Here is a 13,304-nt window from a genome sequence, read left to right as displayed (position 1 = left end):
CCTTATACTTAGTGGTTATGAGGATCAAAACCGCCCTTGGCGATCTGAGACGCAACAAAAAAAGCTCCTTGGGTGACAATATGTTGCCCGGGCTCAATGCCAATGATTTCACGAAGTGGTCCCAACGCTCGGCCTAACTGAACTTCTACTGGCTTAAACTCCCCTGGATGCTCTTCCATAAATACCACCCAGTCACCGTCTTCACTACGCATCAGCGCTGTTTCAGGCACCGCCAGCACTGGCTGCTGTGTACTAAAATGAAAATAAACCTCAGCAAACTGACCTGGATGCAAACGGTGCGCTGGATTATTGACCAAAAGTCGCACAGTGCGCGTACGAGTAACCGAATCAATCGTGTGCGACTCTTGAATAACTGAAGCTTTCACATGCATCATGCCAATGACGACTTCCGCTTGCGCTCCTTTTTCTAAATTTAAATTCATGTTGGCGGGTAGTTGAGCTTCGACCCATAGCTGTTTTTCATCAGCAAGAGAAATTAAGGGTTGACCAGCTCCAATCCGCTGCCCTTGCTTGAATTTGTCACTAAGCACAACACCATCAATTTCGGCATTAAGGGTATACTCTCCCAATGAAGCGGACTTCTGAGAAGTAAGGGATTGTAAATTTGCTTTTGACAACCCATAGGATAGCAGTTTCGCTTCGGCCTTTTCTAGGGTAGACTTAGCACTGATATATCGCTGTTCCCCAACATTTTTGCGTCCTAGCTTTTGCAATCTTTGCCATTCAGTCCAAGCCACACGGTAGTTAGTCTGTTCTTCGGCGACACTTTCGCTAAATAAGGTAACGAGTCGTTGTCCAGATTTTACGTGATCCCCCAAAGAAACATGGCGCCGCAACACGATTGAAGCGACTCGTGGCGATACGCTGTAACTGGTATAGTCGTTGGATAGAATTTCTCCAGGAGCATAAAGTTGATAATTGACTCGCTGAGCAGTAAGAAGCTCTACTTGAATATCAGCCAGTTTTATTTGCTCAGGTTTGAGTGTCGTTGAGTTGATATCTTTATGACTACCGTGCGCATTATTTTCGTTATCGTGTCCACGATCTAATTGCCCTTGATGTTCATCATGCAGATGTGAAGCACCTGACGGGTGCGCATCATGTGTAGCATGCTCTTGGTGGCTTTCTTCAGGATGTTCAGCATTCTCTTTCTTTTCGATATGTACTTTGGAGTTGGTTTCTGTTTCATGATCATGTGCACGAGGATGGTCATTTTGTGATTCTTTATCTTGACTGAAGGCTGGATTAGTAAGCACGCTCAGAGCAATTGCTAGCAATATTTTGTTCATTTTCGTATTCCTGTAATTTGGTGTTCAGCATTTTTGGCTTGCAATAAAAGACCAGATTGCTTAAGTGCATCAAGAAGGGCAAGTTGCGTCTGTTTTTCCAGTTCAATGCCTGCTATTAGGCTTTCAGCGCGTTGATTTAAAGCCAGCAGATAATCTGTTGTTGATAAATCCCGACTATTCCATTGTCGTTCAAGCAGTTCAGCACTTTTCTCGACCCGACCTTGAGCTAGTTTTTTCCAGCGTTGGTATTGCTGATCAAAACTCTTCCAAACGGAATAAGCAGCTTGCCAGCTGAAACGCTGTTTACGGTAAATGCTTTGAAAGCGAGCTTTTTCTTCAAGACCTGCGCGTTCAGCGGCACGTGTTTCTGCACTGAAATCATTGCGCACGTTAAGGGGAATGGATAAAGTCAACCCTATAACGTTTTTTCCACCATCTTGACCAGTCTTAACTCCAACTGTAGGGTCAGCTTTTGCAGTGCGACGTTCCAACTCAGCTTCTTCTTTTTGCGACTGCCAACGGGCATAAGCGCTTGCTACGCGAGGGTGTTTTAGAAGATCCTGATTAGAGTTAGAACTAAGTGAAGATGGCCAGAAATCTTGGGGAACTCCACCAAGTTTTGGTGTCCAGCTAGGGATTAGCTCACGAGCCTTAGCTTCAGATTTTTTTAAGACAACCTTTGCTTCCGCGACTTGCGCTAATTGTTGCGAAAGAGAGAGAAAGGTGAGTTCAGCATCAATACTACCCAAGTCTCCTAGCCGCTGTCGTTTTTGCACCAGTTCGAGTTGAGTTTGAAGCTGCTGGTATTGTTTTTTTGCAATGGCAGCGACATTTTTAGCGGCACGCCACTCAACCAACGTAGCCATAGCTTCGGCGGTTGCTTGTAAAACTTGCTGCTGGTAAAGCGCTTCTGATGCGTTTCGTATATACCCTGATTTTAATCGACTGACTTCTCTTCTATCCCACCAATCAATGGTCTGTCTAATGCCTAGTTGGTAGTTGTTTTGTTTTCCATTACGTTCTAGTTCTGAAGACAGTTCAGGATTGTAAAGTGGTTGTTCTATAGCATCTGCTTTGGCGTTATTGCCAAGTAGTTGTTCTCTAGCTGCGATCATGTCTGGGTGTTTTTGTATTTGAGCGCTCAACCAGTATTGCCAATCAGTTGATTGTGCATATACAGAGAGCGAAGAAAAATACAGAACGACACCGATCATATAAGAAATAGAAAATTTCTTCATGAGGTTTCCTCACAATTTAAATATTCAATGTACAAGATAGTGTATAACGTCGCTTAAACGATGTTATACCACTAAGGATTAATTGCTTTTAATACGACAATGAATATATCGGAGGAGGGTTGTCAGTAGGAATAATGTGTGAACGATAGTCTATCGTAGAGCTTATATCTACTTCACTATAAAGATGTGAATGAACTAAGGAAGATTGACTGCCGTTAATGAACATGTGTGCTGAGCCATGACAATGGCAACAATGGTGGCAATCTGATATGTTAATAGTATTTGTGTTGAATTTTTCTTTATCGGTCTGCAGTAACGTTTGACTATTTTCTGGTTGCTTATCTTCAAAAGAGAGGTGATTAGAATCAGGTTGATGAAGTGTATGAACGTCCGCCATCACGGCCACTGACTGCATAGCAATTACCGCCGCTAAAAAATAAATGTAAAAATGGCGTATCATTGTGAAAAAACGATCCTTACCTTAAAAACTCTGCTACTTTCTTTTTTCATTTAAACATAAATTATTTTACAGTTCAATGTAAACGATACAGAACGTTTACGCAAACAGAGAGAACGAAATTCGTCACTAATAAAGGCAGTAAAACAAGAGGCATTAGAAAAGAATGGAAAGCTTGAATGTCAGTGTTGTGCCTTTGAGAACGAGTATGGCGATTCAGTTCAGAGAGAAATTTGCAGTCATGGCCAGCTTTTTTACCCAAACCCAGGTGTGTTCGGAGGGTATTTACCTTACAACCCTCCAAAAAAATGTCCACAAAATTCTTTTGATGCAATTCAACGCGCAAAAGCGACTAAGTCAGGATATCAATCTTTAGCATTTCTTGGTTTTGTTATCTATCTCTTTGCTGTCGGGTGGGTCGTTCACTTGCGAGATAAATCAAAAGAAGAGGGTGGCGTGTGATGCTTTTAGTTTGGACGATGTTGGGCTTAGTGGTTTTTGCACCGGCAAAGAATTTATATTGGAAAACCAGGAATAGAATCTAAAGAAAGCAAAAGTTAGGAAGTAAGTGACTATGCAAAAAGTTGTACTAACCGATGATTTGTTCAGAATCGTGAAAATGGCGTATATACTCAGTATTCCTAAACTTGAGATATATCTTTTGTTTGTTGTGCCGATCATTTACTGGTTTGCTGCAGGGCTTCTTTTTGTCGGATTCATTTCAAGTTCAACGGCAATCGCATCTATTTTGGTTTTTTGGATGATTGATTTCTATGTTCCGTTACGTTTTTTTGGGAGCTTTTCACCAGTTCCAAATTTAATTGATAGATTAGTCATCGACCCACAAAGCCAATACTGGAAACAAGTGGTTAAAGTTCTTGGGAGATGCTCACAGCAAGATAAAGAAGTTACCCGTAAAGTAAAAATATACTTGAGAGCCTACGTTTTAAATGAATTGAAGTATTTTCCAAGGCGCGTTGCGACAGGTGGAATTATTGTATGTGTTATGGTGTTGATTTATTCATTCAATACCCATTAATTGGGGGTGAAACTGAAGCCAAAAAATGAATTCAAATAAAAAGACAAGGGGGTTTTTGTTTTTTTCCACATTATGTGGAAATCGGACAAAAAAGCCCTCGACCAGAGAACTTAAGATTCTCGCTGTTTATAAACTAATCATCTTCACCAATCCCCCACACCTTATCGGCAGGGTTATTAACGCCCATTATTTTGTGTTGATTTTTATCATCCAATAAGTAATCTCCACCCGTAATAAAATAAACAAAAACATTAATAATTATTAACTCAAACAAAAATGGGAAACCCATAAAAAGAAGCATATTCTCATCTTCATAAACGACATGATTCAAATTAACACCAAAAAAGGGATGAGACTTATACCAATAAGCCAATAATAAATATCCCAAAAAACCAATTACAAAATAAATTGCTTTTTTTAAAAAATCATTACTAGCATTAAGCGTTTCATCCACATGCTGAAATTCTGAGACCTTATTATCGTCTTCCCAGTCTTTAGGTTTAATAGACATAAAAAATCACCTCATCTTTATTATTTATTATACAAGCTAATGTTGGTTTAATATTTAAGAATAGAAGCTAGACCTCTCATCACTTACTTGCTGTGAAGACGTTTTTTCTGTTCTCTTAGGTTATGGTCTTCTGGTAGGGCCATAGTATTTTTTGCCTCCATTAATTTCACATGATTCCAAGCATAACGAGCTGTTAAAAAAGAGTTGGCGACTTCGTAGTCATTTAATTCACTGTTATTTGTGTAATCGAGTTTTTTTGATGCCGTCATGATGTCTTTTTCGAATGCCTTTAAATTATTGCCAGAGGGTTCTGAAATTTCAGAAAATGCCTCGTGTAGTATGTGAATCGGATCTGAATTTATCACCTGAACTTTTGGCAATAAAGTTTTTACGATAGTTTTTATCAGTGAGTATTGATTGGCAATATCGCTTTCATTGTGTATGCATACGGATATTCGTGCGTTTTCTTCGACAATGTTGGCTTTAAAAATATCGTTAAGATTTTCCATATATATTGGGAATACTTTACCTGCAAAAACCAATTCGTTAGCTTTCATAATCGAAACGGAAAGCTGGTTATTAAGGTAAATACCAATTGTGTAGTAGTTTTGAGATTTTTTGCTCATTTTAAATCCTCATTTAATTACGGGTTCAGACTTTCTGTGAAGTCGCCACCATATAAAGTGAGAATTGAAAATTAGAATCAGTTAGATCAATAGTTTCTTCTAATATGTGATTATTCGTATAACTTGGTTGACTTTGGTTGATGTTAAAAATTAATTAAAGCTCAACTTGTTGAACACAAATTGTGTACGCTATTTAATGGTAATTCAGCCTTAGAATTTAAAAGCTTATTCGCTAAAAAATAAACCAAACCCTTTCAGTAATCGTCAATTGCCACTCAATATCCGTTAAAATGCTTAACAAATAAATTTATGAACGAATGGACTATACAAAGCCATTTCAATAGATAACCCATTTAGGTTAAGGCCACATGTCAGAAGAAGAAAAAAAGTTACTCGAACAACAATTATGGAATATCGCCAACGCCTTGCGTGGCAAAATGGATGCCGATGAATTTCGGGATTACATTTTAGGGTTTATCTTTTACAAATACCTCTCTGAAAAACTTTGCCTTTACGCCAATACCCTAGAAGACGATTTTGATTACGCCACAGTCGATGAGCATTCTGAAGAAGGCGCTGAAATCGTAGCGGCGGTGGCCGATGAAGCGATTGAAAAACTCGGTTACACTCTAAAGCCTTCCGAGCTGTTCTCAGCCATTGCCAAAAAAGGCGCGGCGATTGAGGGCGAATCCACTGACAACTTTATTCTGGGTGAGCTTCAAACCATTCTTAACAATATTGAACAATCCACCATGGGCACCGAGTCCGAGGACGACTTCAATAAATTGTTTGAAGACCTCGATCTTAACTCTAGCAAGCTGGGTAAAACCGAAAAGCAAAAAAATGAGCTGGTGTCTAAAATCCTTTTGCACTTGGATAAGGTCGATTTTCAGCTGGAAAACGCCAATGCCGATGTGTTAGGGGATTCTTATGAATACTTGATTGGACAGTTTGCCTCCGGTGCCGGTAAAAAAGCCGGAGAGTTTTATACCCCGCAAACCGTCTCCACCATTCTCGCTAAACTCGTCACCGACGATAAAAACTACTTAAAGTCTGTGTATGATCCAACCTGCGGGTCAGGGTCATTGTTGTTACGGGTGTCGAAAGAAGTCAAAGAAGTCGGTCATTTTTATGGCCAAGAGCTTAACCGAACCACCTACAACTTGGCGCGCATGAATATGATTTTGCATGATGTGAACTACAAGCAGTTCGACATCAGCCAGGACGATACGCTGGAGCACCCGCATCACCTAGGCCAACAGTTCGAAGCCATTGTCGCCAACCCACCGTTCTCGGCACACTGGTCAGCGAACCCACTGTTTTTAAGTGATGACCGTTTTTCACAATACGGCAAACTCGCGCCCAAAACCAAAGCCGATTTTGCCTTTGTCCAACACATGATTCACCACTTGGCCGATAACGGCACTATGGCAGTGGTATTACCGCATGGCGTGTTATTTCGTGGCGCGGCAGAAGGCCATATCCGCCAATACCTGATTGAAGACCGCAACTATCTGGATGCGGTCATTGGTTTACCTGCCAATATCTTCTATGGCACCAGTATTCCCACCTGTATTTTGGTGTTTAAAAAATGCCGGACTAATCCTGACGACATTCTGTTTATTGATGCCTCCAATGAGTTTGAAAAAAACAAAAACCAGAATACTTTAAAGCCTGAGCATATCGAGAAAATTGTCTCCACCTATCACAACCGAGAAACCTGTGATAAATACAGTTATGTCGCCTCACTCGATGAAATTAAAGAAAACGACTACAACCTCAATATTCCAAGATACGTGGATACCTTCGAGGAAGAAGAGCCGATTGATTTAACGGCGGTGACGCAACAAATCAAAGTCATTGATAAAGAGATGCAACAGACCGATGCGGTGATTGCCGATTACTGTAAACAGCTTGGAATTGAGGCGCCGTTTTAATGAGTGAAGTTAAGATTGTGCCTGAACTTAGATTTTCTGAGTTTTCTGAGGCTTGGAGTAAAAAGCAAGTTGGGGAGTTAGGAAACTTTTTTTCAGGAGGTACGCCAACAAGTACCAACAAAAATTTATATGAAGGTAATATTCCATTTATTGGCTCGGGGAAAATTGGTTCCGATTCAGTTGACCAATTCATAACGGAAGATGCTTTGAATGGTTCATCTGCAAAGCTAGTAGAAACTGGAGACCTTCTATATGCGCTATATGGTGCAACTAGCGGTGAAGTGGCTATTTCAAAGCTAAATGGAGCTATAAATCAGGCTGTATTATGCATTAGGACACAAGAAAATAAAATTTTCCTAAAAGACTGGCTCATAAAAAATAAGCCAAGAATATTAAAGACATACTTGCAAGGCGGACAAGGTAATTTATCAGCAAAAATTGTAAAAAACCTGAAGTTATGTATCCCTTCCAAGGAAGAACAACAAAAAATCGCTGATTTTTTAAGTTTGGTGGACAAAAAAATCGAACAGCTCACCGAAAAACACCGCCTGCTCACCGACTACAAAAAAGGTGTCATGCAACAAGTCTTCAGCCAACAAATCCGCTTTAAAGACGACAATGGCAATGACTATCCTGAGTGGGATAGGAAAAGTATAGCTAAGTTGGGGGCTATCATAGGAGGCGGTACGCCCGAAACGACGAAAGCAGAATATTGGAATGGTGATATACAGTGGTTTACACCAACAGAAATCAAACAAAAATACATGGGCTTTAGTGTTCGCTCTATTTCAAATGAGGGGTTAAAGAAGTCATCGGCAAAAATTCTCCCTAAAGGGACTTTGCTTCTAACGACCAGAGCAACTATTGCTGATATAGCAATTTCGACCCGAGAATGTGCAACTAATCAGGGCTTCCAGTCAATAGTGGTAAATGAAGAGAATAATAATGAATTTGTTTATTACTGGATAATCCAAAATCGAAAGTTATTTGTTAGAAAAGCGAGTGGCTCAACATTCCCAGAGATTAGTAAAAAAGAAATTGAAAAGATATTTGGTTTATTTCCGTGTGTTGAAGAACAACAAAAAATCGCCAATTTCCTAACCGAAATCGACCAAAAAATTAACCAGGCCTGGTCAATCCTAGAGCAAACCAAAGCCTTCAAAAAAGGCTTATTGCAGAAGATGTTTGTGTGAGTTGCAGATGAAAAATATAAGTTTATGGTTATTCATCCCTTTTGTTGTGTTGCTAATAATTTTTTTTGGTATAGCAATTGTGTTTGTAACATGGCCCATTAATGATTTTTCAGTTGAAAAGGCTGCGCAGTTAGGTGGCAGCTATGGGATGTTAAGTGCTTTGTTTTCAGGGGTGGCTTTTGTCGTACTCTTAAAGACAATTTTTCTACAACAAAAACAAATAGAGGCACTCCAAAAAAACTCTCGTTTAGATAGGTTTCAATCTTGTTTATTTCAATTAGTCAATTTACACAAAAATGCTGTTGAGGATTTTACATTTCATTATGGTGAGCAAAAACATAGTGGTGTAGAAGCAATATCTTATTTTCTTGATACGTTTAAAAACGCAGGAATAACCTTTTCGGATGAAAATAATCATATAAATCCAAAAATAAAAAATGCAGATCCTGAACACACAAAAATAAACCTCGAGTTACATCTTGTTCGTAAGGAGTTAAGATTTTTGGAGATAATTAAAAACATTTTAATTCTAATGAAACAAAACAAAGAACTCCTTGAAGCTGAAGACAGAGAGTTCGCTTTAAATTTACTTCACTCACAGCTTTCAAAATTTGAATTGGTATTATTTTTCTATTATGTACATGCTGAAAATTTGGCACATATTACTGAACTTGTAGAAAGTTTTGCGTTGTTTGAAGCGCTAGATGAACAGTGTTTATATAATTGGCAGACAGAATTAGGTTTTTTCAAACCTTTGGCTTATGGAAATAATCAAGTTCTAATAAATGCCTGTAACCAAGCAAAATAATTTCAAAACCATAAAGAGTCAGATTAAATTGCTTAAGCAAAAACTACCAAGCCTGGTCAATTTAGAACAAACAGAGTCTTTAAACAAGACTTATAACAAAAGATGTTTGTGTGAAAAACAGACCATCCTTTAATTCGATTAATGAATGAATTTGATTAGTCTGCGGTGTTTACAAAATTGTTATTTCGGGTATAATTAGTTTTAACAGCCCTTATGACCGTCAAGTTTAGCTTGTTCGCTCTTAAGGAGACAAGCCACCTTCGGGTGGCTTTGTCATTTATAGAGTATTGAAATGTCTATTAAAATCTTAAAAACGATTGTCTATATTGATGGGTATAACTTATATTACGGGTTATTGAGAAAAACCGAATTTAAGTGGTTAGATATTCATTCTCTATTTCAGGTTGAAATACTTAATCCTCAAGAATCTGAACTTATTCATCTTAAATATTACACGGCACCTGTCTTGGGAAGAATGTGTGATGATCCAAACTCCGTTCAACGACAAAGACAATATCTGCAAGCACTGCGAAAACGGTATCCCCATCAAGTATCTATCATTGAAGGCAAAATGATTGCGACAACGCCTGTGAAAAGAAGGGTAGATGAACCTTTTGATAAGGTGAAAGTGCATCATTTTGAGGAAAAGAAAAGCGATGTTAATTTAGCCGTTGATATAGCGTGCGATGCGTTATCTGGTCAATGTGAACAAATTGTTTTATGTACTAATGACTCCGATTTAGAGCCAGCCTTGAAACGTATAAAATCCATTAAGCCTGAAATACGTATTGGGTTGGTTTCTCCAGTAAAAAGTGGGAATAGGCGGCATGTTTCCAAAGATTTGCTGGAACTTTCTGATTGGCATAAGTTTATAAAAGAATCTCATTTGACGGCTTCACAATTGCCGCTAAAAATCCCAAATACTTCGATAACAAAGCCTGATGTTTGGAGTTAGTTGATATGACAAATAAAGTAGCTGACGCACAAGGGGTTTATTTTTCCGGCCAGCTTCAATCTGAAGCGCAGTTGGAAAACAATCTAATCGCACAGTTAGCCAGCCAAGGCTATGAGCGCGTTGTGATTGAAAACGAGACCGACCTGTTAGCCAACCTCAAACGCCAACTAGAAAAACATAATAAAACGGTTTTTTCAGATAACGAATTCAGCAAAATCCTCAACCATTTAAACAAAGGCAATGTCTTTGAACGTGCGGAAACCCTTCGAGACAAGTTCAACTTAAAGCGTGATGATGACTCGACGCTGTATATCGATTTCATCGACCAGATTGAGTGGTGTCAAAACCAGTACCAGGTGACCAATCAAATCACAATGGAAGGCGAGTATAAAAACCGTTATGACGTGACGATTTTGATTAACGGTTTGCCGTTGGTTCAGATTGAATTAAAACGCCGAGGGTTAGAGCTTAAAGAAGCTTTTAACCAGACCAATCGTTATCAGCGTCACTCATTCGGTGCGGGTGCAGGGTTGTTTCAATACATCCAATTGTTTGTGATTAGTAATGGGGTGAATACCAAGTATTACGCCAACAATCGCAAACAGTCCTTTAAACAGACGTTCTTCTGGTCGGATAAAGACAATAAGGCGATTACCCAGCTAGAAAGCTTTGCCAAGAGCTTTTTAGAAAAGTGTCATCTGTCGAAGATGATTACCAAATACATTGTCTTAAACCAAACCGATAAAATCCTGATGGTGTTACGCCCTTATCAATTTTACGCGGTGGAAGCGATTATTGATAAGGTGAAAAACTCGGTTCATAATGGCTATATCTGGCACACTACGGGGTCGGGTAAAACGCTGACCTCATTTAAATCCAGTCAAATCCTCACCAACCTGCCGAATGTCGATAAAGTTGTGTTCTGTGTGGATCGTAAAGACCTGGATTATCAAACTGCCAAAGAATTTAACTCGTTCAGCGAAGGCAGTGTGGACAGCACCGACAACACCCAAAAACTGGTAAAACAGTTTGGAGATGATACCAAGCTGATTGTGACGACGATTCAAAAGCTGAATACGGCGATTATGAAAGAGCGTTACAAGTCGGCCATGGAGCCGCTGAAAGATAAGCATGTGATCTTTATTTTTGACGAGTGCCATCGCAGTCAGTTTGGGGAAACGCATCAACGCATCACCGAGTACTTCAACCATTATCAAATGTTCGGCTTTACCGGTACGCCCATCTTCGCGGAAAACGTGGCCAGCAATAAACTGGGCAAACGGACCACCAGAGATTTGTTTGGTGAATGTTTGCACAAGTATGTGATTACCGATGCGATACGGGATGAGAACGTGCTGAAGTTCTCGGTGGAATACATCAGCACCTTTAAGCAGCACGATATTGTTCAAGACCTTGAAGTACAAGACATCGATACCAAAGAGGTTATGGAGTCGCCACAGCGCATTGAAGCGATTGTGGATTACATTATTGCCAACCACGAGCGTAAAACCCATGCCAAAGAGTTTACCGGAATGATGTGTGTCAGTTCGGTGGAGACGCTGACACGTTACTATGATTTGTTTAAAGTCAAAAAAGAGGCGGGCGAGCACAATCTGAAAGTGGCGACGATATTCAGTTATGCCGCCAATGAAGATGATAAAGACGCGGACGACAGTATTCCAGAAGAAACCACTGACATGAGTGGCAAGACGGTCAACCTGCATAGTCGTGATAAGCTCGAATCTTACATTGGTGACTATAATGACATGTTTGGCACCAAATACACCACCAAAGATTCCAGGTCGTTCTATAACTACTACAACGAACTGGCTAAGCGTGTTCGAGATAAGCAAGTGGATATTTTGCTGGTGGTGAATATGTTCCTGACCGGGTTTGATTCCAAACCTTTGAATACTTTGTATGTCGATAAAAACCTGAAATACCATGGATTGATTCAAGCATTTTCCCGCACGAATCGCATTATGGGCGATAAAAAATCCCAAGGGAACATTGTCTGTTTCCGAAACCTTAAGCAAGCCACCGATGATGCGATTGGTCTGTTCTCGGACAAGAACGCCAAAGACACCATTATCATGGAGCCTTATGAAAACTACGTTGAGCAATTTAATAAGGCTTTGGAAGCGCTAAGAAGTATTGCGCCTGATGTGGCGAGTGTGAATGATTTGGCGTCAGAAGAAGACAAGTTTAATTTCATCAAGGCTTATCGAGAGCTTATGCGTGTCTATAACGTTTTGGCCACCTTTACCGATTTTGAATTTGAAGATTTAGCCATTGATGAACAGGAATATGCCGACTATGGCAGCAAGTATCTTGACCTTCATGACAGCATTAAAAATGACCGTCAAAAAGAAAAGGTTTCCATCCTGAATGATGTGGACTTTGAACTAGAATTGATTCATCGAGATGAAATCAATGTGACCTACATCTTGAAACTACTGGGACAGCTGAAAGATGCCCCTGAAAAAGAACACGAAGCCCGTAAGAAAAACATTATCGATATGCTTTCGGGAGATGTGGGCATGCGTTCTAAAAAAGAACTGATTGAAAAGTTCATCCATGAAAATCTGCCAGAGATTCAAAACGGTGGACAGGTAGAAGAGCACTTCAAACAATTCTGGAAAGAGCAAGATCAGACCGCAATCAAGCGTATCTGTGAAGAAGAAAACCTTGATCAGGAAAAAGTCCAGAAGCTGATTTCCAGCTATCTATTTACTGAGAAACTACCGTATCGTGATGATGTGGTGGAAACCATGAATAAAAAGCCGAAGATCTTGAAACGAAAGAGCGTTTCACAACGCGTATTGGATCAAATGTTGGATTACATCAAAACCTTTATTGATGGTGCGCCTGAGTGAATTTTTTCAAGATAACTAAACTCAAATCGTCATATTGTTCTAAAAGGACCCGGAGAAGTGCCAGTTGATGTTGAGTTTCATGATTGGTGGCAGATAGAGTTAGATTTCCCTTGTTTATATGTGGGTAGAGCCCAACAGAGTTTAAGCCGTCGAGGTAATTGCTGGGACACCAGCCCAATGGAACGCTTCTTCAGAAGCTTGAAAACTGAATGGGGGCCAACGGGTGGTTGTCGAAATTTAACTGAAGCTCAAGGGGTCAAATTTAGATTGCAGTCAGGGGGTCATTTTTACACTGCCGGTGACCAATTCGAGATGCTCCTTCAGCGGGTCAGATATCGCCCCTAACATTTCGCG

11 protein-coding genes are annotated in these 13,304 nt (G+C 39.8%); 7 read left to right on the top strand and 4 right to left on the bottom strand.

Annotated elements, in window-relative coordinates:
• Positions 1 to 8 precede the first annotated feature (8 nt).
• Both GHNINEIG_RS07505 and GHNINEIG_RS07500 read right to left on the bottom strand, forming a co-directional pair.
• Positions 9 to 1,310, bottom strand: coding sequence for an efflux RND transporter periplasmic adaptor subunit (locus GHNINEIG_RS07505; RefSeq protein ID WP_011370848.1), 1,302 nt, complete (start codon positions 1,308 to 1,310; stop codon positions 9 to 11).
• A complete protein-coding gene (locus tag GHNINEIG_RS07500; protein WP_135796074.1) occupies positions 1,307 to 2,548 on the bottom strand; it encodes a TolC family protein in 1,242 nt (413 codons plus the stop codon). Before GHNINEIG_RS07500 ends, GHNINEIG_RS07505 begins: the two co-directional genes overlap by 4 nt.
• Positions 2,549 to 3,579: 1,031 nt before the next feature.
• On the opposite strand from GHNINEIG_RS07500, the gene GHNINEIG_RS07495 reads away from it, so the two are divergent.
• On the top strand, positions 3,580 to 4,044 hold the full coding sequence (locus GHNINEIG_RS07495) for a hypothetical protein (RefSeq protein ID WP_135796073.1): 465 nt from the start codon (positions 3,580 to 3,582) through the stop codon (positions 4,042 to 4,044).
• A gap of 133 nt (positions 4,045 to 4,177) precedes the next feature.
• On the opposite strand, the gene GHNINEIG_RS07490 is transcribed toward GHNINEIG_RS07495, so the two are convergent.
• Positions 4,178 to 4,555 carry a hypothetical protein gene (locus GHNINEIG_RS07490; RefSeq protein ID WP_135796072.1) on the bottom strand — a complete coding sequence of 126 codons (378 nt, stop codon included), beginning with the start codon at positions 4,553 to 4,555 and terminating at the stop codon, positions 4,178 to 4,180.
• Positions 4,556 to 4,638: 83 nt separating this feature from the next.
• Positions 4,639 to 5,181, bottom strand: a complete 543-nt coding sequence (locus GHNINEIG_RS07485; RefSeq protein WP_135796071.1) for a hypothetical protein — start codon at positions 5,179 to 5,181, stop codon at positions 4,639 to 4,641.
• Positions 5,182 to 5,549: 368 nt separating this feature from the next.
• Here GHNINEIG_RS07485 and GHNINEIG_RS07480 point away from each other — a divergent pair, with 368 nt between their 5' ends.
• The 6 genes from GHNINEIG_RS07480 to GHNINEIG_RS07455 all read left to right on the top strand — a co-directional run bounded on the left by GHNINEIG_RS07480 (position 5,550) and on the right by GHNINEIG_RS07455 (position 13,295).
• A complete protein-coding gene (locus GHNINEIG_RS07480; RefSeq protein WP_135796070.1) occupies positions 5,550 to 7,118 on the top strand; it encodes a type I restriction-modification system subunit M in 1,569 nt (522 codons plus the stop codon).
• Positions 7,118 to 8,311 (top strand): restriction endonuclease subunit S, encoded by a 1,194-nt coding sequence (locus GHNINEIG_RS07475; RefSeq protein WP_135796069.1) that lies wholly within the window; start codon positions 7,118 to 7,120, stop codon positions 8,309 to 8,311. Before GHNINEIG_RS07480 ends, GHNINEIG_RS07475 begins: the two co-directional genes overlap by 1 nt.
• 7 nt (positions 8,312 to 8,318) lie before the next feature.
• Entirely contained in the window at positions 8,319 to 9,119 is an 801-nt protein-coding gene (locus tag GHNINEIG_RS07470) for a putative phage abortive infection protein (RefSeq protein WP_135796068.1), read from the top strand.
• 292 nt (positions 9,120 to 9,411) lie between these two features.
• Positions 9,412 to 10,074, top strand: coding sequence for an NYN domain-containing protein (locus GHNINEIG_RS07465; RefSeq protein ID WP_135796067.1), 663 nt, complete (start codon positions 9,412 to 9,414; stop codon positions 10,072 to 10,074).
• A 5-nt stretch (positions 10,075 to 10,079) separates the two neighbouring features.
• Entirely contained in the window at positions 10,080 to 12,950 is a 2,871-nt protein-coding gene (locus GHNINEIG_RS07460) for a type I restriction endonuclease subunit R (protein ID WP_135796066.1), read from the top strand.
• 57 nt (positions 12,951 to 13,007) lie between these two features.
• Positions 13,008 to 13,295 (top strand): hypothetical protein, encoded by a 288-nt coding sequence (locus tag GHNINEIG_RS07455; protein ID WP_135796065.1) that lies wholly within the window; start codon positions 13,008 to 13,010, stop codon positions 13,293 to 13,295.
• Positions 13,296 to 13,304 lie beyond the last annotated feature (9 nt).

Origin of the sequence: Hydrogenovibrio crunogenus (assembly GCF_004786015.1) — a bacterium.
Classification (GTDB): Bacteria; Pseudomonadota; Gammaproteobacteria; order Thiomicrospirales; family Thiomicrospiraceae; genus Hydrogenovibrio; species Hydrogenovibrio crunogenus.
This window is presented reverse-complemented; position numbering and strand designations above follow the sequence as displayed.